The 19,820-nt window shown below is 53.6% G+C and carries 21 protein-coding genes; 10 read left to right on the top strand and 11 right to left on the bottom strand.

Annotation, left to right across the window (positions count from 1 at the left end; translation table 11 throughout):
- The first annotated feature begins 141 nt into the window (after positions 1 to 141).
- From CLV44_RS12525 to CLV44_RS12500, 6 genes are all read left to right on the top strand, one after another.
- Positions 142 to 1,668: a leucyl aminopeptidase gene (locus tag CLV44_RS12525; protein WP_106592451.1), complete on the top strand. Its 1,527-nt coding sequence runs from the start codon at positions 142 to 144 to the stop codon at positions 1,666 to 1,668.
- A gap of 3 nt (positions 1,669 to 1,671) precedes the next feature.
- Positions 1,672 to 2,103 (top strand): DNA polymerase III subunit chi, encoded by a 432-nt coding sequence (locus CLV44_RS12520; protein ID WP_106592450.1) that lies wholly within the window; start codon positions 1,672 to 1,674, stop codon positions 2,101 to 2,103.
- 66 nt (positions 2,104 to 2,169) lie between these two features.
- The gene (locus CLV44_RS12515; RefSeq protein WP_106592449.1) at positions 2,170 to 3,303 is read left to right on the top strand and encodes an efflux RND transporter periplasmic adaptor subunit; all 1,134 of its coding nucleotides are present in this window, start codon (positions 2,170 to 2,172) and stop codon (positions 3,301 to 3,303) included.
- On the top strand, positions 3,300 to 3,983 hold the full coding sequence (locus CLV44_RS12510; RefSeq protein WP_106592448.1) for an ABC transporter ATP-binding protein: 684 nt from the start codon (positions 3,300 to 3,302) through the stop codon (positions 3,981 to 3,983). The genes CLV44_RS12515 and CLV44_RS12510 overlap by 4 nt, the downstream gene beginning before the upstream one ends.
- A complete protein-coding gene (locus CLV44_RS12505) occupies positions 3,970 to 5,190 on the top strand; it encodes an ABC transporter permease (RefSeq protein ID WP_106592447.1) in 1,221 nt (406 codons plus the stop codon). Before CLV44_RS12510 ends, CLV44_RS12505 begins: the two co-directional genes overlap by 14 nt.
- Positions 5,177 to 6,373, top strand: coding sequence for an ABC transporter permease (locus CLV44_RS12500; RefSeq protein ID WP_106592446.1), 1,197 nt, complete (start codon positions 5,177 to 5,179; stop codon positions 6,371 to 6,373). Before CLV44_RS12505 ends, CLV44_RS12500 begins: the two co-directional genes overlap by 14 nt.
- 43 nt (positions 6,374 to 6,416) lie before the next feature.
- Here CLV44_RS12500 and CLV44_RS12495 read toward each other — a convergent pair whose 3' ends face one another.
- Both CLV44_RS12495 and CLV44_RS12490 read right to left on the bottom strand, forming a co-directional pair.
- A complete protein-coding gene (locus CLV44_RS12495) occupies positions 6,417 to 6,845 on the bottom strand; it encodes a hypothetical protein (protein ID WP_106592445.1) in 429 nt (142 codons plus the stop codon).
- Between the two features lie 156 nt (positions 6,846 to 7,001).
- The gene (locus CLV44_RS12490) at positions 7,002 to 7,802 is read right to left on the bottom strand and encodes a sulfite exporter TauE/SafE family protein (protein WP_106592444.1); all 801 of its coding nucleotides are present in this window, start codon (positions 7,800 to 7,802) and stop codon (positions 7,002 to 7,004) included.
- A 364-nt stretch (positions 7,803 to 8,166) separates the two neighbouring features.
- On the opposite strand from CLV44_RS12490, the gene CLV44_RS12485 reads away from it, so the two are divergent.
- Positions 8,167 to 9,144 (top strand): DUF1852 domain-containing protein, encoded by a 978-nt coding sequence (locus CLV44_RS12485; protein ID WP_106592443.1) that lies wholly within the window; start codon positions 8,167 to 8,169, stop codon positions 9,142 to 9,144.
- Positions 9,145 to 9,172: 28 nt separating this feature from the next.
- The gene (locus CLV44_RS12480; protein ID WP_106592442.1) at positions 9,173 to 10,201 is read left to right on the top strand and encodes a methionine synthase; all 1,029 of its coding nucleotides are present in this window, start codon (positions 9,173 to 9,175) and stop codon (positions 10,199 to 10,201) included.
- 179 nt (positions 10,202 to 10,380) lie between these two features.
- Here CLV44_RS12480 and CLV44_RS12475 read toward each other — a convergent pair whose 3' ends face one another.
- From CLV44_RS12475 to CLV44_RS17430, 4 genes are all read right to left on the bottom strand, one after another.
- On the bottom strand, positions 10,381 to 10,854 hold the full coding sequence (locus CLV44_RS12475) for a hypothetical protein (protein ID WP_106592441.1): 474 nt from the start codon (positions 10,852 to 10,854) through the stop codon (positions 10,381 to 10,383).
- A gap of 646 nt (positions 10,855 to 11,500) precedes the next feature.
- Positions 11,501 to 11,944, bottom strand: a complete 444-nt coding sequence (locus CLV44_RS12465) for a hypothetical protein (protein ID WP_106592475.1) — start codon at positions 11,942 to 11,944, stop codon at positions 11,501 to 11,503.
- Positions 11,945 to 12,014: 70 nt separating this feature from the next.
- Complete coding sequence (locus tag CLV44_RS17435; protein ID WP_211298140.1) at positions 12,015 to 13,073, bottom strand: AIPR family protein; 1,059 nt, start codon at positions 13,071 to 13,073, stop codon at positions 12,015 to 12,017.
- A gap of 143 nt (positions 13,074 to 13,216) precedes the next feature.
- Entirely contained in the window at positions 13,217 to 13,747 is a 531-nt protein-coding gene (locus tag CLV44_RS17430) for a hypothetical protein (RefSeq protein ID WP_211298139.1), read from the bottom strand.
- 422 nt (positions 13,748 to 14,169) lie between these two features.
- On the opposite strand from CLV44_RS17430, the gene CLV44_RS12455 reads away from it, so the two are divergent.
- On the top strand, positions 14,170 to 14,703 hold the full coding sequence (locus CLV44_RS12455; protein WP_211298138.1) for a DUF3750 domain-containing protein: 534 nt from the start codon (positions 14,170 to 14,172) through the stop codon (positions 14,701 to 14,703).
- Between the two features lie 59 nt (positions 14,704 to 14,762).
- On the opposite strand, the gene CLV44_RS12450 is transcribed toward CLV44_RS12455, so the two are convergent.
- From CLV44_RS12450 to CLV44_RS12430, 5 genes are read right to left on the bottom strand one after another with little or no spacing between them, the layout of a single operon-like run.
- A complete protein-coding gene (locus tag CLV44_RS12450) occupies positions 14,763 to 15,629 on the bottom strand; it encodes a bifunctional methionine sulfoxide reductase B/A protein (protein ID WP_106592439.1) in 867 nt (288 codons plus the stop codon).
- A 46-nt stretch (positions 15,630 to 15,675) separates the two neighbouring features.
- A complete protein-coding gene (locus tag CLV44_RS12445) occupies positions 15,676 to 16,299 on the bottom strand; it encodes an ABC-type transport auxiliary lipoprotein family protein (protein WP_106592438.1) in 624 nt (207 codons plus the stop codon).
- Positions 16,300 to 16,309: 10 nt separating this feature from the next.
- A complete protein-coding gene (locus CLV44_RS12440) occupies positions 16,310 to 17,227 on the bottom strand; it encodes an MlaD family protein (protein ID WP_170069341.1) in 918 nt (305 codons plus the stop codon).
- A gap of 1 nt (position 17,228) precedes the next feature.
- Positions 17,229 to 18,008, bottom strand: coding sequence for an ABC transporter ATP-binding protein (locus tag CLV44_RS12435; RefSeq protein WP_245912687.1), 780 nt, complete (start codon positions 18,006 to 18,008; stop codon positions 17,229 to 17,231).
- Complete coding sequence (locus CLV44_RS12430; protein WP_106592472.1) at positions 18,005 to 19,129, bottom strand: MlaE family ABC transporter permease; 1,125 nt, start codon at positions 19,127 to 19,129, stop codon at positions 18,005 to 18,007. Before CLV44_RS12430 ends, CLV44_RS12435 begins: the two co-directional genes overlap by 4 nt.
- 221 nt (positions 19,130 to 19,350) lie before the next feature.
- On the opposite strand from CLV44_RS12430, the gene CLV44_RS12425 reads away from it, so the two are divergent.
- Positions 19,351 to 19,776, top strand: a complete 426-nt coding sequence (locus tag CLV44_RS12425; RefSeq protein ID WP_106592436.1) for a hypothetical protein — start codon at positions 19,351 to 19,353, stop codon at positions 19,774 to 19,776.
- The last annotated feature ends 44 nt before the right edge of the window (positions 19,777 to 19,820 follow it).

The following is a 19,820-nucleotide window of genomic DNA, read 5'->3' as shown; positions in this document are numbered from 1 at the left end:
AAATGGTTTATAGTGCGCGTTACATCTAAAGCTATCAGTAGCGCAAAGTCGGGCAGCCCGGTACGGACAGGTTCCGTGCCCTGGGCCACAAGTCCGCGCATTATCGCGCAATCAGTCTGCAATGTCTTGTACGGAGTCGTCATGGATTTTGAGATTATCAACGGCAGTGTCGAAGCACTGGAAACCGAATGTATCGTGGTTGCCCTGGACGCCGAAGGCACACTCTGCCCGTCGGCAGCCGCCATCGATCAGGCATCCGGAGGCTACCTGACCGACCTGGTTGGCAGCGGCGACATTTCCGGCAAGGCAGGTGAGCAACTGCTGCTGTTCAAGGTACCCGGCATCAAAGCTCGCCGCGTACTGCTGGTGGGCCTGGGCACGGCCAAAGAGCGCAAAGACCATCACTACCGCAAACTGGTCAAAGGCATCACCGCTACCCTGAAAAAATCCGGCATCAGCGGTGTCATCTTCGCCTTCGACGGCTGCGCCAGCTACCGCGACGACGTCTACCGCGCGACTCGTCAGTTGGTCGAGTGGGTCTCCGCCGATTTCTATCAGTACGACGAAACCAAGAGCAAGAAAGCCAGCCCGGTCAAACTGGAAAACATCCAGATTCTGCTCAGTGAAGACGATACCGAACTGGGTGAAGGCGCACTGTTGGACGGTGTCGCCATCGCCAACGGCGTCAGCAGCGCACGTGAACTGGGTAACCTGCCCGGCAATATCTGCACCCCGGTTTATCTGGCCGAGCGCGCTGAAGCCCTGGGTGAAGAGTTCACCGATCTCGATATCAAGATCCTCGACGAAGACGCCATGGCCGAACTGGGCATGAACTGTCTGCTGTCGGTCGGCAAGGGCAGCGCCCAGCCGTCACGCCTGATCGTGATCGAATACAACGGTGGTGAAAGCGACGAGAAGCCGCATGTACTGGTCGGCAAGGGCATCACCTTTGATACCGGTGGCATCAGCCTCAAGCCGGGTGCCGGCATGGACGAAATGAAGTACGACATGTGCGGTGCCGCCAGCGTCTTCGGTGCCATGGAAGCCGTCGCCGAAATGCAGCTGCCGCTGAACGTGGTCGGCATCATTGCTGCCGCCGAGAACATGCCGGGCAGCCAGGCCACCAAACCGGGTGATGTCGTCACCACCATGTCCGGCCAGACGGTCGAAATCCTCAACACCGATGCCGAAGGCCGTCTGGTCCTGTGCGACGCACTGACCTACGCGGGCCGCTACGAGCCGGAATCCGTGATCGATATCGCCACCCTGACCGGTGCCTGCATCATCGCTCTGGGCCACCATGCCACCGGCATTCTGGCCAACGATGAAGACCTGGCCGGCGCGCTGCTGGATGCCGGTGTCTACTCGGCAGACCGTGGCTGGCCGTTGCCGCTGTGGGACGAGTTCCAGGAACAGCTGGACTCCAACTTCGCCGATATCGCCAACATTGGCGGACGTCCGGCCGGCACCATCACCGCGGCCTGCTTCCTGTCCCGCTTCACCAAGGAATACCGTTGGGCACATCTGGATATCGCGGGTGTCGCCTGGAACAGTAACGGCAAGGAAAAAGGCGCGACCGGTCGTTGCGTACCGCTGCTGAGCCAGTACCTGCTGGACCTGTCCGAGCAGGTTGAAGGCGACGAGCACAGCCACACACACGAGGGCTAAGGCTTGTCCCGCGCAGACTACTACATTCTGCCGGACAGCGATGCCGACAGCCGGGCGGCCTTTCTGTGCCGCTTGTGTGACAAGATCCTGGGGCTCGGCCTCAGGGTCTTCATCAGCACCGAGCATGAAAGTGCCGCCCGCCAACTGGACCAGCAGCTGTGGAGCGCAAAAGCGGACAGCTTTGTGCCCCATGTCATGCTGGGCCAGGCCCCGGAGTCACCGATCGAAATCGGCTGGGGCGACCAGCTGCCCGACCACCGCCAGGTGTTCGTCAACCTGTCCGCCCGCCTCCCCGATGCCGCTTTCGACTTCGAACGCATCGTTGAAATCGTCGTCCAGACCCCCGAGGTACTGGCGGCGACCCGCGACAATTACGCCCGCTGCCGCGACCGTGGCATCGAGCTGCACCGTACCGACATGCGCCAGCGCGGTTGACCCTGATCAGCCGCCCTTGGCATAAGCTCACCTATACTGCATCCGTTAAGCAAGGAGCGAGACCGGATGAAGAAGCTGTTGGTGAGCTGTACATTGCTGGGCCTGCTGGCCTTTGCCCTCTATTGGTTTAACCGCCCTGCACCGATTGATGTCCGCCTGACCGAGGTGCAACCGGGTCTGGTTGAACAGATCGCGGCCAACAGCCGTGCCGGAACCATCCGCGCCTGCCGCCGCTCGCGCCTGTCGATGCCACGGGGCGGACGGGTGGAACGCCTGCTGGTCAGCGAAGGTGAGCATGTGGAACAGGGCCAGCCGCTGCTGGAATTGTGGCATGCCGACCTCAGCGCCCGTGTCGAAGAAGTCGCTGCCACTCTCAAGGCCCGCACCATTCAAACCTCCGCCATATGCATGAACGCCGACTTGGCTCGGCGTGAAGCGCGCCGCACGGAATCACTGGCCCAGCAACAGCTGGCATCGGAAGAGTTGCTCGACCAGCGACGCACCGAAGCGCGTCGTACCGCCTTGGCTTGTGACGAGGCCCGCGCACTCACCGAGCAGGCGCAGGCGACGCTCAAACTGAATCAGGTACTGCTCGACGATACCGTACTCAAAGCCCCCTTTGCCGGCATTGTGGCCGAGATCAATGGCGAACTCGGCGAGTACGTCACCCCCTCTCCGCCCGGCGTTGCCACCCCACCGGCCGTGGACCTGATTGATGACCACTGCCTCTATGTACGTGCCCCGATCGACGAGGTTGAAGCCGCACGTCTCGCACTCGGACAACCCGTCCGCATCACCCTTGATGCCTTTCGTGGCCGCGACTTTGCCGGTGAACTCCAACGTATCGCCCCTTTCGTGTCCGAGCTGGAAAAGCAGGCCCGCACCGTGGATGTCGATGTACGTTTCATGCCACCACCCGCAGATGCCCATTTGCTGGTTGGCTACAGCGCCGACATCGAAGTGATCATCGAACAGCGCAACGACGTGCTGCGCATCCCCACCGAAACCCTGCTGCAGGGCAACCGCGTACTGCGCTATGACGACACCAGCGGCACCCTGAACGCGGTCGACGTGACCACCGGGCTCGGCAACTGGACCTGGACCGAGATTCGCAGCGGCCTCAAGGCCGGTGATCGCATTCTGCAGTCACTGGATGCGCCGGGCGCCGAAGCCGGTGCGGCCGTGGTACCGACACCGTGATCAGGCTGCAGCAGCTGTGCAAGTGCTATCAGCTCGGCGATGAGCCGGTACAGGCATTGGACCATGTCGACCTGGAGATCGGTGCCGGTGAATACCTCTCGGTGATGGGACCGTCCGGCTCGGGCAAATCCACCCTGCTCAACATGCTGGGGCTGCTCGACACACCCGACAGTGGCCGCTACTGGCTCGACGACATCGAGGTAAGCGCACTGGGGGAAGAGGCCCGCGCTGCCGAACGCAGCCGCCGTATCGGCTTCGTGTTTCAGGCCTACCATCTGATTGAACGGCTCAGTGCCCGCGAGAATATCGAGTTACCCCTGGTACTCACGGGCAACGCACCGGACGAGCGCCGGGCACGGGTCGACGAACTGCTGCAACGGCTGGGACTGGACCGCCACGCCGATCATCTGCCCAATCAGCTCTCCGGCGGCCAGCGCCAGCGTGTCGCCATCGCCCGCGCCGTAATCCGCAAACCCGCCCTGCTGCTGGCGGATGAACCCACCGGCAACCTGGACAGCCACTCGGGACAGGGCGTGATCGAACTGTTGGAAGAGCTCAACGGCGAAGGCATCACCCTGGTGATGGTGACCCACGACCCCGCCATGGGTAAGCGGGCACGGCGACGCCTGTGGATGCAGGACGGCAAGCTGATAAAGGATGAACAGGATGCGCACGCCTGATCTGTTCAGATTCAACCTGCGCCTGCTCACCGGGCAGTGGTTCCGCACCCTGATGACCCTGTTGGCCACCGCCGTAGGGGTGGCCGCCGTACTCCTGCTGACTGGCATGGGCGAAGGCGCACGCCGGTTTGTACTCGACGAGTTCAACCTGCTGGGCAATGATGTCCTGATCATCCTCCCCGGCCGCAAGGAAACCACCGGAGGGCTGCCACCGCTGACCGGCGAAGGCACCCGCGACCTGACTCTGGACGATGCCGAAGCCCTGCTCAGGTTACCGGGAGTCCGCACCGTCGCCCCGCTGGTGGTCGGTTTGACCGAGGTCGAAGCCAACGGGCGCAACCGTGAGTTGGTGGTCGTCGGCACCAGTATTGAACTCTTTCGCATGCGCCAACTGAACGCCGCTCAGGGACAACTGCTGCCGGTGTTGCCGTTGGAGCGCGCCGAACCGGTCTGCGTCATCGGTGCCGAGGTCCGGCGCAGCCTGTTTGCTCAACAGCCGGTACTGGGGCGCTGGCTCAGAACCGGTGACCGCCGCTGCCGGGTCATCGGCGTACTCGAAGACCGTGGCGTGTCCCTCGGTACCGACATGAGTGAAGCTGTCATCATTCCGGTCGCCAGCGCACAGCAACTGTTCAACACCCAGGGACTGTTCCGGCTGTTTGTTCAGGTGCAGCATCTGGATCTGATCGAACCGCTCAAACCGTCAATTCTGGACTTGATCCAGAGCCGCCATCAGGGCGAGCGCGATATCACCCTGATTACCCAGGACAGCCTGCTCGGGGTGTTCGACGACGTTCTCCAGCTGCTCACACTGGCCGTGGGAGCCATCGCCGCGATCAGTCTGGTGGTCGCCGGTATCCTGATCATGAACATCACCCTGATCAGCGTCAGCCAGCGCACCTCGGAGATCGGCCTGCTCAAGGCCCTGGGTGCCAGTGAGCGCCAGGTCCACCGCTTATTCCTCAGTGAAGCCCTGATGATGACCCTGATCGGTGCAACACTGGGCGTACTGACCGGTTACGCTCTGCTTTGGGGCGGGCACTGGCTTTGGCCGCAGTTTCCAGTATCGGTCCCCCTGTGGGCACTGCTCGGCGCGGTGTTACTCGCCATCGGCGTCGCCCTTGTATTCGCCTGGTTGCCCGCGCGCAAGGCCGCCCGCCTGCCACCGGTACTGGCACTGAAAGGAATGACCGATGCGCAGCACTGACTACCTCCGCCTGACTCTGACCAGCCTGAAATCCAGCCGCCTGCGTGCCAGCCTGACCATTCTCGGCATCGCCATCGGTATCTGCGCCGTGGTGCTGCTGACCACCCTGGGCGAGGGGCTGCGCCTGTATGTATTGGAAAACTTCTCCCAGTTCGGCAGCCGCATCATCGCCATCAATCCGGGCAAATCACAAACTGGCGGCACCGGTGGCCTGCTGGCCAGCACCCGCCCCTTACTGGTGGAAGATGCCTGGAGCCTGCGCCAGCTGCCCTATGCCGAATATGTGGTACCGGTAGTACAGGGCAGCGGAGCCATCGAGTTCGGCCGCCGTGTACGCTACACCGATATCATCGGCACCGGCGGTGATATGGCAGCGGCCTGGCGCTTCGACGTCGCCCGTGGTCGCTTTCTGGCCGACAGCCGAGGCGGTTATCCACAGCCCTGGGCAGTGTTGGGACACAAGGTCAAACAGGAACTGTTCGCCGAACAAAACGCACTCGGCCAGTTTATCCGCGTAGGCGGTGAACGCTACCGGGTGGTCGGTATCATGGCCGAGAAGGGGCAAATGCTGGGGTTTGATCTGGACGACATCGTCTACATCCCGGTGGAACGTGCCTTGAGCCTGTTCAACCGCAGCGGGTTGATGGAGATCGATGTCACTTACCGCGCCGGTACCACGGCAGAAGCGATGGCCGAGCGCGTACGCCAGCGGCTGATTGCACGCCACGGGGTAGAGGATTTTTCACTAATCACCCAGGATGAGATGATGCGCAGCCTGGATCGGATTCTGGCCATTCTGACCGTGGCGATCGGCGGATTGGGGGGCATTTCACTGGTGGTGGGCGCGATCGGCATCATTACCATCATGGTTACCACCGTACATGAACGCCGTGCGGAGATTGGGCTGCTGCGTGCCATCGGAGCCACCCAACGGCAGATAATGTGGCTGTTTCTGGGTGAAGCCGTGCTGCTTGCGCTGATTGGCGGTGTGGTCGGCATTCTGTTCAGCGGCCTGACCCTGGGCCTGCTGACGCTGGCCATGCCTACCCTGCCGATTCAATTGAGCAGTTTTTACCTGCTGCTGGCACTGCTGCTGTCGGCACTGGTGGGGTTAATATCCGGGGTACTGCCCGCCCGTCGCGCCGCCGGACTGAATCCGGTACTGGCGTTGCAGAGTGAGTAGATAACGTCGTTCTTCCCCCGATAAATCCGACAACATGCGCTTTTTAAGCATAGCTGACTTTGACAAGACCTAAGCGCTCCCTTGCTTTAAAAATATCTTTGCCTACAACAAAAACCCTGTAACGTGGGTCATTAGCAGTTTTATAGGCAGGAATATTATTTCTTATTGGTTTGATACCTATTGAAACAAGATTATTTTCTAATTCAACGGCTTCAGACTCATGTTTAAAGAAGCCAACTATATGCCAATGTTGCTGCTTGATTACATAGTTAAAGAAATACTCGCAAGCTACTTCTTCGTGTTTAGTAGTAAAGACGGGTTCAGAATCACAACCTCTATCAGAATAGAAAACCACCCATTTACTGCCTTTCTTATCCAAGCAGAAAGCGTCACTACCTCTTCCAAATACAGAAAAATTATTTGGGTTGCACCCTTCAGCTATTAATTTTTCTTGTAGCTCTGATGCTTTCATGATGATACTGCCTGATTCCCACGAATATCTGCCTGTCTGCAATGTGCGCAAGAGGCTAACTTACAGGTTGGCCTGGCCAAGAGTTGTCAGGCACACCAGCCCATACCAGTGTACCTGAAGCAGTGTCAGTTCAGGTTCATGCACCCAGGTGCAGGTTTAACCCAGATTGGAAAAAATGAAACGTCCAGCAACCACGACCAGAAATACGGCAAAGACCTTTTTCAGCATTGGCTGCGACAGCCGGTGAGCCAGCCGCGCCCCAATCGGGGCGGTGAGTGAGCTGGCCAGCACAATACCGGCAAAGGCCGGCAGGTAGACATATCCCAGACTCCATTGCGGCAAATCGGATTCACCCCAGCCTATCCAGATATTGGTCAACGCTCCCATAACGGCGATGGGTAAGCCGCAAGCCGCCGAGGTGGCTACCGCCTGCTGCATCACCACCCGGCGCCAGCTCAGATAAGGCACGCTAAGGGTACCGCCGCCGATACCAAAAATGGACGATGCCCAACCGATGAACCCACCTGCAACTCCCAGCTCAACGTTTGACGCAACCTGATCACCCGCGCCCGGCTTTAGGCTAAGTGCCATCTGGATAGCCACCATCAGGGCAAACACCCCCAATGCAATCTGTAGCACCTCGCCCGGCAGCTGCACAGCCGTATTCACGCCCAGCAAGGCACCCAGCAGAATGCCCAGTGCCAGTGGCTTGAACAGCTCCCAGCGCACAGCGCCATGCTTGTGGTGCGCCCGCACCGAACTGATTGAAGTCACCACGATGGTCGCCAGCGAGGTGGCCACCGCCATGTGGGTCAGCACTTCGGGCGATACGCCCTGAAGTTCGAAAGAAATAACCAATACCGGCACGATCAACAACCCGCCACCGATGCCGAAGAGACCCGCCACGACGCCCGCAAACGCGCCCAATACTACATAGAGAAGCAGAGTTGTTAGCATGTTCTATCCATCCACATTGGAAAGCGGATCATCTTAGAGCTTCAATCTGAGAAATCAAACCTGAAGTTCCTGGCCAGTGCTGACTGTGCAGTTCCCTGTCAGCTTCAGCACAACTCATGAGCCATATTCATATATCAATAAGATTAAATCAATATTATTCATACTGTGGTTCAGGTAAAAATACACTCTCTGCTCTTAACGCAAGGCAACATTACAGTTGTTTTATAACCAGGCCATTAAATAAAAATATAAAGAGACTGTAAGGACTACTGACTGGGAAGCTAAGAATATGAAATAACTTATCCCGGTAAGGGCATGGAATACATTTAAGCTTAATCTCAAATATTATAATGCAAGGTTAACGATGAACACAGAGTTTGAATTTACCATTAAGAGCATTTGTTTCGATAAGAACTATCAACCATCGGACAATACGCGTATCACGACCAATTTTGCAAACTTGGCCCGAGGAAGCAGACGCCAAGACAATCTTATTGACACACTGGAAATGATCCATAATCGTTTCAATACCTTAGCACATTGGGATAACCCCAATGGAGATCGTTATTCTATCCACCTTGAAATAATTTCCGTTAATATTGATGTTGAAAGTAATGGCTGTACCTTTCCAACCATTGAAATATTGAAAACAAATATTTTTGATCACAAAACCAACAAAAATATTGAAGGAATTGTCGGTAATAATTTTTCTTCTTATGTGCGCGATTATGACTTTAGCGTACTGCTATTAAATCATAATAAGGATAAAACCGAGTTTAGCGTCCCCGATAATTTTGGTGATCTACATGGGAAAATATTCAAGTGCTTCGTAAAATCGAATCATTATAAGGATAATTTCACCAAGCTTCCTGTTATTTGCCTGAGCGTATCGGATAATAAAGTCTATCGCCGGACTGAAAACCAGCATCCTGTACTAGGCTTCGAATACCAGCCAAACAAATCCTCGTTGACTGAAAATTATTTCAGGAAAATGGGGTTGCAGGTTCGCTATTTCATGCCTCCTGGCAGTTCTGCGCCTTTGGCCTTTTATTTCTTCGGTGATTTGCTGAACGATTACACGAATCTTGAACTTGCCAGTACCATTAGTACGATGGAGACATTTCAAAAAATTTACCGGCCTGAGATATATAACGCTAATACTGTAGCAGGCGAGCATTATCAACCAAGTTTGAATCATCAAGACTATTCCCTAACTCCCGTTGATTATGATCGAGAAGAGCGCAACCATTTAGCGGCTAAACAGGGTGAATTTGCTGAAGAAAACTTCATCAAGCCATATCGAAAGCTGCTTGATCAATGGTCTGCCAATTACACATTTTAATCACCCCAGAGATACAAGATTACTCATCATGAAAAAATTATTGCCCACATCAACTGCAGGTAGTCTACCTAAACCCTCCTGGCTTGCAGAACCTGAGACACTATGGTCACCCTGGAAGTTGCAAGATGAAGCACTGATTGAGGGCAAACAAGATGCGTTACGTGTGTCATTGCAAGAGCAACAGCTAGCAGGTATTGATATTGTTAGCGATGGTGAGCAAACGCGCCAACACTTTGTCACGACCTTTATTGAGCACCTCAACGGTGTTGATTTTGAAAACCGTAAAACGGTTAGAATTCGTAATCGTTATGATGCGAATGTACCGACAGTCACTGGTGATGTAAGTCGCCAAAATTCGGTATTTGTTGAAGATGCCAAGTTTTTACGTCAACAAACCAAACAACCCATTAAATGGGCTCTTCCTGGCCCTATGACGATGATCGACACGCTTTATGATGATCATTATAGAAGTCGTGAGAAGTTGGCATGGGAATTCGCCAAAATACTCAATCAAGAAGCTAAGGAATTGGAAGCAGCGGGTGTTGATATCATTCAATTTGATGAACCTGCATTTAACGTGTTTTTTGATGAAGTCAATGATTGGGGTATTGCCACGTTAGAACGTGCAATAGAAGGGCTTAAGTGTGAAACGGCTGTGCACATCTGCTATGGCTATGGTATTAAAGCCAATACAGATTGGAAGAAAACATTAGGTACCGAGTGGCGCCAATATGAAGAAATTTTTCCCAAGCTGCAAAAGTCCAATATCGATATTATATCACTGGAGTGTCATAACTCCCGTGTTCCTATCGAGCTGCTTGGACTCCTTCGAGGCAAAAAAGTAATGGTGGGTGCTATTGATGTGGCAACCAATACCATCGAAACCCCTGAAGAAGTCGCCGACACTCTGCGAAAAGCGCTCCAATTTGTCGATGCCGACAAGCTTTATCCTTGTACCAACTGTGGCATGACCCCTTTACCTCGTGCAGTCGCAAGAGCCAAACTACATGCCTTGAGTGCGGGCACAGACATAGTCCGAAAAGAACTTTCGGTCTAATAATCAATGATGAACTGATGGGTGATCGGGTTACTTTTTGGTTTGATTCGACATCAACTATCAAACCGGTAACCCACTAACCCAACACCGCAAAACCCAATTGAAGTGATCGTGGGTAACTTGGATCGCTAGCGCGGAACACACCGGCGCACTTTAATGCGTCCGAGTAACGTAAATTGTTATACATTTTCTCGGACAAACCGCTCAACGCTGAGGTGCCGTCCCTTGCTTTGGTAGTGCCCATCTAAGGCATAGGCCATCTTTTCTAGCGGAGCGTTGTCATACCCAAAATCTTGAATTTCTCGAATGTAGCGCTCGATGAATCCTTGAGGGCCGAGCTCTCGCCATTGCAGCACATGAACCAATTCATGGAAGTGAAGCCTAAGCTCGTTTGCGACCTCTTTCTTTACGTAATACGTATCGTTGTAGGTGATACCTCCAACGTTCATGTCGATGAAATCGCCTAGACCTGCTTCCCGGAGCTCTGGAAAATCAGGCTTCGGAATTTCGTCGGTAACAACGAAAAACGCTGTTTTGAGAAAGTCAGGCGAGTAAAAACCATTGAAATGTTCTGCAAGGACAGAGCAAGGCCGACGCACTTCTTTATGCAAGGAGTTCACCTGATGTATCCATTCTCCGATCTCTTCGATCATTACTCCTCCTATTTATAACGCCAGCAATAAACGGCGACCCGAAAGGGGCGTCCGGTGGAAACCGCAGGCCTGAACGAATTTGATTGCCTTGTTGAGCAAGTACTAGGCATCAGGACGACGGCGTCGAATTTGATCGGCGTAACTATGCATCCCCAACCTCTCAAGTTCTTGGACAAACACATTCCAAGGTGGAATAGGCAAATAGCAAGGTGTCGGTCCTGTCGACAAACCGCCACCCGAACCAGTAGACAAGCCGCCGCCGGGGCCGGTTGACAATCCGCCTCCTGGGCCAGTTGAAAGGCCGCCTCCGGGACCCGTAGATAATCCACCACTTGGACCAGTTGAGAGCCCCCCGCCTGGGCCAGTAGATAAGCCCCCACCAGGACCTGTTGACATTCCGCCGCCGGGACCGATGGAAGCTCCGCCACCAGGGCCCGTTGACAGCCCTCCTCCAGGGCCTGTCGACTGCCCACCATTTGGACCTGTACTTAAATTCCGAGGCCATCCCTTTTCAGCCATGATCACCTCATGTTCAAACTTTGCTTAACGCCCGATTAAGCCGCCGGAACGGAGTTGTTTATTTTGTGCGAGCGTAGCGGTAAAGCACAAAACGAGCAACGCAGTAGAGGTCGGTTTGAGCCGTTTGTTAAGCTTTGATAAATTCAATGTTCGTTTCAAATTTAAAAATCTCGTTTTTTGCTACACCTTCATTTTCGAATTCGATAAAAACTTCTCCAACCACACTAAAGCTAGCATCATAATTTTTAGATATAACTAGTCTTTTAACATCGCACCAATTATGAGCAGAACCAACATATACAGAACCTTCTGCATCAGGATATGACGCGTGTTTTAAATTCAAGCCATCTAAATCATCTGGATATGAAAGATCCAACTTATACCAATCCAAAAAAATCTCAGTTTCCACTGACTGCTTTTCATAATCTAAGCTCGAATCAAAAGCAGCTAAAGGAATGCTTATCCGATGAAACAACGTTTTTTCTAAACCAATATTTTCATTTTCAAACCAGTATGCTTCCACACTCCCCTTAAGTGCTTTAGTTTTACTCTGTAATTGAATATTGTCCATAACTCTCCGAGAAAAAGCAGCGGTGCGAAGCATCCGCTGCCTTTGTTTGTTAGGAGTTTTTTCACATATTTTAATGCAGTAATTCTTCTGCTTTAGCACGAAGGTCCGCTGTGAATTTTCCGCGTTTTAAGGCATCGTCGCTGGGATGACCAACTGCTTCGATTATTTCTTGGCAACGCTCAAAATTCTTCACATAACTGCGATCGTCAGAAAGCAATGATTCTATAATCGCGTCTGTATATTTTGACGCTTTTCCAGAATTTGGATATATATCCTCAACTTTTCCACGAGCTACCCACTTAAATAGATATATAATATGCCATCTAAGCTTATTGTACCCAGGTGCTCCAATTTTCCTTCCGTTAATTAGAGTGTTGTATTTATACATTGCGAGGGCCGAGCAATAGTAAAGAGATTCATGATCATCCTCTCGGAAAAGTTTAATATCTGGTGATGAAAAAATAGTTTTCACATACCTAGCTGCATTATGAGGCTGATTGAGAAACATAGCCGCAAAAGCCCTTGATGATTCCCGAATATCAAAAACCCTAGTGGATTGATGACCATGATCTCGGTACTCATTTTCACGACGTTCAAAATAAACGCGACCATCCTGTAACGCATCTTTATTTTTAGCTTCAAAATATTTCTGAACGAGCTTCGCTTTTTTGTGAAGACCGTAAAAGGCCTCTTTCGAAACTTGGGACTGGCTGTTGGTCGCAGAAATAATATCTGTAGAAACATCGCTGTTCGGCGATTCGATAAACTTAACTATCACATTTACGGTGTCGTCTAATTCTTCTTGGCATAAAAACAAAGCATTACTTGTTTGACAGCCATTGATTATCTGATAGTTGGTTAAATCGATTTCTTTTGAGTTTGGAGTAAGAGTTAACTCCGGAGCAACTATGGTTATCCCGTTGTTTAAAACAGAAAATATTTTCTTTTTATTTTCACTGCGAAGTGTTTCCTCTATTCCTGAGTTAACATCATTATCCGATCCTAGAAACGCTCTTACGTTTTCTTCAAATATACTATTGTTTAAAAGGCCATCCTCTCCGGTTAGTAATTGGTTAATAAACTCTTTTGCATTAACAACAGCAATATATGATTGTGGAATTTCGGGCATGGGTGGCATTCCGAAGTAATCAACAACCTTTAGCTTGGCTTCATTTTTTTCTGATATATCTGTCCAGTAGGATAATAGTTCGCTACGGCCTAGAGGGTGAACATCTACTCCAGAGAATAAATCCGTTTCTTCGACACTCCTCTTTACAATTTTAAATGCAGCTTCGATTTCATCTTCGGCCTTGTAAGTTCCGCTGGTGCAGTAATAGACAGAAGCGTGAGGCCTTCTATTTCGGATTTTTTCAAGTTATTCAAAACAACTTTGAAAATATTCAATGAATCTGTATTTAGCTTCCCGTTCGGAAGATGCGGTTCGAGACTGAGAAAGTCAGTTAATCCCATGGAAAAATTTGCAATTTCTTCCTTCTTAAAACTTTCGCCACTTTTAGCTTGGACAAAAACGATTTCTACAACTAGGTTAGATTTATGCGTCGAAAAAATTTGCTCCGCATCATCTGAGGTGACGATAAGCTCTCCATCAACAATTATTGCAATGCCATCAATTGCTGCATCATCAGCATCAGTTGTAATGTCTTTTGGGTTAAATCGACCCAAATACTTCTTTGATATCGAGCAAAAATTACAAAAAAATTCAAATTTTTTGCTGTCGGAATACTCTTCTAGCTCATAATCTGAAATCAATTCATCAACGTTTTTCTGGAGAATTATGTGCATAAGTCCTTATCCATATCCCTATAAAATAATTGCAAAAGATGTGTTTTTGACCAACTTGCCTAACATTATGATATTGCACATGCGCATTTAATCGCACCGTAAAAAATGCAACACTCATGTAAGCAACTGAAGAGAAAGGATTATTTAGACATCACAGCTATTCTCTTCCGATGAAAAAAAGCGTGCGCGTTATTCTGCTTTGCCGTGCGCAGTATCACGCAACGGCCATTCCATAATGCCTTGATATTGTACCAATCTCCCATGCGTTACCAGCAGAAAATGAGCATAATCCGGTAACAAAACGAGCATATATATCAACCGGCACCTAATACACTGTATAAAAGCACATAAAGCTGGTGCACTTTATCCACAAGTTCGAGGTGACAGCTGATGTGCGTATCTGTGATAAGGAGGACCCATCCATGATGAAACCGAAACACCTGCTGCTGCTCATGCTGCTGCCGCTGCTAACGGCCTGTGCCAACAATGATTGGAGAACAGCCAGTCGGGCCAGTGCTGGCATCGCTCCTGATCCGCAGACGACACCGGAGCCGGTGATACAGGTTTATGCCGCTGATGCCTGGGGCTGGCGAGGTATCTTCGCTGTGCATACCTGGATTGCGCTTAAACCACACAATGCTGACCAATACACTGTGTACGAAGTCATTGGCTGGCGTGAAGGAAGTGGCCTGCCGGTGCTACGCATCGAACAGGACACTCCTGATCGCCTCTGGTTCGGCGCCGAGCCTGAACTCATTCTGGACCGCCGTGGTGAAGGCGTGGATGAACTGATCAGCCAGATAGCGTCTGCCGCCGAGGATTACCCCTGGAAGCACGAATACCGTATTTTCCCAGGTCCCAACAGCAATACATTCCCAGCCTGGATCGCACAAAAAGTGCCAGGCCTGCAATTGAAACTGCCGTTCAGAGCCATAGGTTCAGGTTGGGCTGACTGAGGTCGAGTCAGGGGCTGCTGCTGTCGCAGATCAGCCCCCAATCTCAGAAGGCACTATTGTTAGAAACGTTTCTGGTAGCGGTGGCAATAGGGTGTCTTGCCGGTACGCACGTAATAGTCCTGATGAAACTCTTCAGCGCGCCAGAACGGGACCATCGGCAATACCTGTGTGACCACGTCGTAACCCTTGTTTTCCAGCTCGGCGATCAGCTGCTCGCTGATGCCACGCTCCGTGTCATCATGCACGAAGATGGCAGAACCGTACTGCGGCCCGATATCCGGTCCCTGACCATTGTCCTGCGTGGGGTCGTGGATTTCGAAGAACAGTTTGGCCAGCGTTTCAAAGCTGATGATGGCCGGGTCATACAACACTTCAACGGTTTCCAGATGGCCCGTGTGCTTGCCGCAGACCTGTTCATAACTCGGGTTATCCACATGGCCACCCATGTAACCGGACACCACCGACACCACACCCGGCTGCTGTTGCAGCAGGTGTTCTACGCCCCAGAAACAGCCACCGGCGAAGTAGGCAGTTTTCAAATTGCCGCCCTGCTGCTGCGCCAACGCTTCGGCACTGACAAAATCCATGGAGATGGAGTTGACGCAATGGCGCGTATTCTTGCGTGTCAGCATCTCGCCTTCGAATACATGCCCCAGATGGCCATCGCAGTTGGCACAGAGAATTTCGGTACGGCGGCCATCCGCATCCACTTCACGGCGAACAGCGCCTTCGATTTCGTCATCAAAACTGGGCCAGCCACAGTGCGACGGGAACTTGTCTTCCGAACGGTACAGCGGCGCACCACACTGCTTGCAGGTATAGACGCCGGTCTCGAAGAAGTCATCGTATTGTCCGGTAAACGGACGCTCGGTTCCCTTCTGCAGAATGACGTACTGCTCTTCCGGGGTTAGCTTCTTGTAACTCATCACTGCACCTTTAATCCTGATTATCTGGGTTGGCTGGAGTGCCCGTTCAACGCGCGGCCTCAACCGCCTGCGTACCCGCCGCCAACAGCCAGTCCCGCACTTCTTCGGCAGACTGTGCCATCAGCGCAGAGAACGCTTCAACCACCGCCGATACCTCTGCACTGTCCGCGGGACGGCTCAGTTCCAGTGCGCGTTCGGCAATGATGGCGCGGCTGCTGGCATCCACCAATTGCAGATACCCACGGATCACTACCACCGGCTGCCCCTCCGGGTACTCGGTCTGAAACCGGTCCAGCCGACTGACCAGTTCGTAACGTGCGGCGACCCGTATTTCATCACTGCTGATGCGGGCAAAACGGCTGTCGCGTTGCAGGGCATCGACCAGATGGTCGCGCCACAGGTTGGGTATCGGCGCACTCCAGCGTGCATTCTTGTATACGCTGACGGGACGTCCCTGGGGCACCACCAGCATATGATTGCCGTTAAGCAGATCCTGCGCCTGTGGGCGTAGTACACGCAGGTCGCTCAATTGCACGGCCGTGTCCGTCGTGACCGGCGCAGGTGCCGGCGTCCAGCTCTGTACCGGATCAGACGCGGGCAGCAAGCTGCAGGCAGTTGTAGTCAGGGCCAGCAGCGACAACAGGACCAGTCGTTGTATCGGTTGCAACATCGTCTACCTCTCAGGGGGTGAATTCATGGGCCGGTGGCTTGCCGATCAGGTAACCGGCTGGATCTTCTTCCAACCGTGACAGTATACGGTTCAACGTGCCCAGGCTGCGCTGCAGTTCCTGCATCACCGGGCCGATCTCGGCCATGCCCTGCAGGCCGCTGTCCAGCGCACCCGTGTTGCGGTTCAGCAATTGCTCCAGCTGCTGACCGCTCTGCGCCAGTGCCTGCATCGCCTTCTGGCCATCGGCCAGCATCGGTTCGCCACGCTCGGCCAGCAAAGTACGCGCTTCCCGCATCACCGCCTGCGCCTCTCCAGCGACAGCGGTCAGTGCATTCAGGGTTTCACCCACACCGGCACGGGACTCCACCAGCTCGTCGGATACCTGTTCAAGATTGTGGATAATCTGGCTGATACGGCCGATGTTCTCCGGCGACAGCAACTGGGTGCCTTGCGCCACCAGCTCGTTCACACCGGTCAGCAGGGCTTCGCCGTTACCCAGCAGCGCCCCGATCGGCGACGGTTCGGCCACCAGCAACGGCGGCTCGTCCCCGTTGCGCGCCAGCGGCGGTGCCTGCGGGTTGTCGGTACTGAGCAGAATATTGGCGGCACCGGTAATGTTGGCAATGGCCAGACGGGCACGGGTACCCTGATTGATCGGCGTGGCAGCACTCACGTCCATATCCGCCAGCACACGACGCGGATCGGCCGGGTCCAGTTGCAACTGACGCACCTCACCCACTCGCAGGCCGTTGTACTGCACCAGACTGCCGACGGTCAGACCGGTCACTGCTTCTTCGAATACCACCCGATAACTTTTGGTTTCCTGCTGCTGCCCCGACTTAACCAGCCAGACGCCAAAGCCCAGCGCCAACAGCAGCCCCAACAGGGTAAACAACCCGATGATTACATGATGTGCACGTGTTTCCATATCAACTCCCATTGACCGCACGGTAGGCGGCGCGGCCACGTGGGCCGTTGAAATAGTTCTGAATCCAGGGATTGTCGTAATCCGCGACCCGTTCCGGCGTATCCGCCACCAGCACCCGCTTCTGCGATAGCACCGCGATGCGGTCACAGGCGGTCCACAGCGAGTCAAGATCGTGGGTGACCATAAACACGGTCAGCCCCAGGGCATTGCGCAGGGTCAGCAACAGCTGGTCGAAATCCGCAGCGCCGATGGGGTCAAGGCCCGCCGTCGGCTCATCCAGAAAGACCACATCCGGGTCCAGCGCCAGCGCACGGGCCAGCGAGGCACGTTTGACCATGCCGCCGGACAAGGATGCCGGATACAGATCACCGGCATGTGCCGCCAATCCCGACAGCGCCAGCTTCACTTCGGCCAGTTCCTCGGCGTCCTTGCGCGACAGCCCGGCATGCTCAATCAGCGGTAGCGCCACGTTTTCGCGCACGGTCAGGGAGCTGAACAGCGCCCCACCCTGAAACAGCACACCCATGCGCTGCTCCAGCCGGGAACGTTCAGCAGCCGGCAGCGTCAGCAGGTTCTGGCCAAACAGCCGTACCTCGCCTTCACTGGGCCTGATCAAACCAACAATGGAGCGCAGCAGCACCGATTTGCCGGTACCCGAGCCACCCACTACGCCGAGAATTTCACCTCGATACAGGTCCAGGTCGAGATTTTCATGTACCGAGTTGCGGCCGAAACGGTTACACAGGCCACGAACTTCAATCAATGTCTGTCGTTCGCTCACCAGCCCATCTCCATGCAAAACAGTGCGGCGACCGCATCCAGCAGAATCACCATGAAGATCGACTGTACCACGCTGGAGGTGGTATGACGGCCCACCGACTCGGCACTGCCGCTGACCTTGAAGCCTTCCATACAGCCGATCACCGCCACCACGAAGGCAAAGATCGGGGCCTTGGCCAGGCCGACTATATAATGCTTCAGCGGTACGTCCGCCAGAATGCCCAGATACTGCCCCAACGGGATATCCAGCGCCACCAGCGACACCAGTGCGCCACCCGCCAAGCCGGACATCACCGCCACGAAGGTCAACAGCGGCAAGGTGATCAGCAGCGCCAACACCCTCGGGATCACCAATAGCTCAATCGGGTTCAAACCCAAGGTGCGCAGGGCATCCAGCTCTTCGTTGGCTTTCATCGAACCGATCTGTGCGGTGAAAGCACTGGCGGTACGACCGGCCAGCAGGATCGCGGCCAGCAGCACACCGAATTCACGCAGGAAGGAATACGCCACCAGATTCACGGTGTAGATCTCGGCACCAAACTCACCCAGTACCGTCGCCCCGAGAAAGGCGACCACCGCACCGACCAGAAAGGTGAGCAGGGCCACGATAGGCACGGCGTTAAGACCGGTTTGATGCACCTGGTTGACCCAGGCGGTCATGCGCCAGCGTCCGGGGCGGAACAGAATGCCCATAAGGCTCTGCAGCACCAGACCGATAAAGCCGCTGAGCTGCCAAAAATGGCGCGCCAGCTGTTCGGTTTGCTGACCCAGCAGCGTCAGCGCCTGCACCAGCGGCGATACCGTTTCTGCCACCGGCGCTGGCTCACGGCGCAAGGCCTTGACCAACGTCTCCAGCAAAGCCCTGCGCTCAGGCTGCAGCGCGGAGTCGGCAGCGATGGCCTGCTCCAACCGATCAACGCCCAGCCACTGCGCCAACAGAGTTGCACCCGCCGTATCCAGCCCTTCAATCCCGCCAAGGCTGATCGCGCCTGAAGGTACGGGCGTAGCCGCAAGTAACTGCTTTAGCATGCCGTGTTGCGCCAGTGTCCAATGGCCACTGAGCCGCAATTGCTCTCCAGCTCTGTCCAGAGCCGGTGGAGTCGAATCCACCTGTAGTGTCATACCATCATCCATTGCTTATATGACACCATTGTCGCTGCCCCCTGCTGTAGCTGCAACCTAATACACCGGCTAACACAAACACAAAAATCCTGTGTTAATGTCCTCAACAACACAATTTCAGAAAATTACTCCCCCGTATCTGAACAGCATTACAAGCTGTTAAAATTGGTCCGCGAGTCGCACTTATTGTTTGAATCCAGCTTATCAGGGAGATATCAAAAATGCTGGCAACTCATGTGTTGCATATTCGAGACGAGAACGCTTTTGGCACCGTCGCCAATGAGCTGAAAATCAATTTTGACCGGATTCGAATTTCGGTGAGTGATATTATCACTGAACGCGTGACTCAAGAGGTGGTGCAGTACAACCACAAAGCGACTGAGTACGGTACTCATGATACCCGGCACTATCTGGTACAGCCTACGGATCTGGAAAAGCAGCTAAACAATGCCACTCAGGCTAAAAGTTCAGGCCGAAAATTGGTAGATCTGGAAAAGCAGATCGATGTGGCACTCAAGGCCTTTCAAAGTAATGGTTTTTTTATTTTGATCGATGATATTCAGGTAGAAGAACTGACACAAGAAATTGATATTAAAGCTGATACTCTAGTTTCTTTTATCAAACTAACACCATTGGTGGGTGGATAAAAAGGATTGAGGCTCCGAGTGTAAAAATTGACACCAGAGTTCTC

This window comes from Marinobacterium halophilum (genome assembly GCF_003014615.1).
GTDB classification, from domain to species: domain Bacteria; phylum Pseudomonadota; class Gammaproteobacteria; order Pseudomonadales; family Balneatricaceae; genus Marinobacterium; species Marinobacterium halophilum.
This window is presented reverse-complemented; position numbering and strand designations above follow the sequence as displayed.

What these genes read in the sequence shown, in the direction of transcription:
- CLV44_RS12525 (WP_106592451.1), top strand. Translation starts at nt 142, where the DNA reads ATGGATTTTGAGATTATCAACGGCAGTGTCGAAGCACTGGAAACCGAA.
- CLV44_RS12515 (WP_106592449.1), top strand. Translation starts at nt 2,170, where the DNA reads ATGAAGAAGCTGTTGGTGAGCTGTACATTGCTGGGCCTGCTGGCCTTT.
- CLV44_RS12505 (WP_106592447.1), top strand. Translation starts at nt 3,970, where the DNA reads ATGCGCACGCCTGATCTGTTCAGATTCAACCTGCGCCTGCTCACCGGG.
- CLV44_RS12500 (WP_106592446.1), top strand. Translation starts at nt 5,177, where the DNA reads ATGCGCAGCACTGACTACCTCCGCCTGACTCTGACCAGCCTGAAATCC.
- CLV44_RS12495 (WP_106592445.1), bottom strand. Translation starts at nt 6,845, where the DNA reads ATGAAAGCATCAGAGCTACAAGAAAAATTAATAGCTGAAGGGTGCAAC.
- CLV44_RS12490 (WP_106592444.1), bottom strand. Translation starts at nt 7,802, where the DNA reads ATGCTAACAACTCTGCTTCTCTATGTAGTATTGGGCGCGTTTGCGGGC.
- CLV44_RS12485 (WP_106592443.1), top strand. Translation starts at nt 8,167, where the DNA reads ATGAACACAGAGTTTGAATTTACCATTAAGAGCATTTGTTTCGATAAG.
- CLV44_RS12480 (WP_106592442.1), top strand. Translation starts at nt 9,173, where the DNA reads ATGAAAAAATTATTGCCCACATCAACTGCAGGTAGTCTACCTAAACCC.
- CLV44_RS12475 (WP_106592441.1), bottom strand. Translation starts at nt 10,854, where the DNA reads ATGATCGAAGAGATCGGAGAATGGATACATCAGGTGAACTCCTTGCAT.
- CLV44_RS12465 (WP_106592475.1), bottom strand. Translation starts at nt 11,944, where the DNA reads ATGGACAATATTCAATTACAGAGTAAAACTAAAGCACTTAAGGGGAGT.
- CLV44_RS17435 (WP_211298140.1), bottom strand. Translation starts at nt 13,073, where the DNA reads ATGCCCGAAATTCCACAATCATATATTGCTGTTGTTAATGCAAAAGAG.
- CLV44_RS17430 (WP_211298139.1), bottom strand. Translation starts at nt 13,747, where the DNA reads ATGCACATAATTCTCCAGAAAAACGTTGATGAATTGATTTCAGATTAT.
- CLV44_RS12455 (WP_211298138.1), top strand. Translation starts at nt 14,170, where the DNA reads ATGATGAAACCGAAACACCTGCTGCTGCTCATGCTGCTGCCGCTGCTA.
- CLV44_RS12450 (WP_106592439.1), bottom strand. Translation starts at nt 15,629, where the DNA reads ATGAGTTACAAGAAGCTAACCCCGGAAGAGCAGTACGTCATTCTGCAG.
- CLV44_RS12445 (WP_106592438.1), bottom strand. Translation starts at nt 16,299, where the DNA reads ATGTTGCAACCGATACAACGACTGGTCCTGTTGTCGCTGCTGGCCCTG.
- CLV44_RS12440 (WP_170069341.1), bottom strand. Translation starts at nt 17,227, where the DNA reads ATGGAAACACGTGCACATCATGTAATCATCGGGTTGTTTACCCTGTTG.
- CLV44_RS12430 (WP_106592472.1), bottom strand. Translation starts at nt 19,129, where the DNA reads ATGACACTACAGGTGGATTCGACTCCACCGGCTCTGGACAGAGCTGGA.
- CLV44_RS12425 (WP_106592436.1), top strand. Translation starts at nt 19,351, where the DNA reads ATGCTGGCAACTCATGTGTTGCATATTCGAGACGAGAACGCTTTTGGC.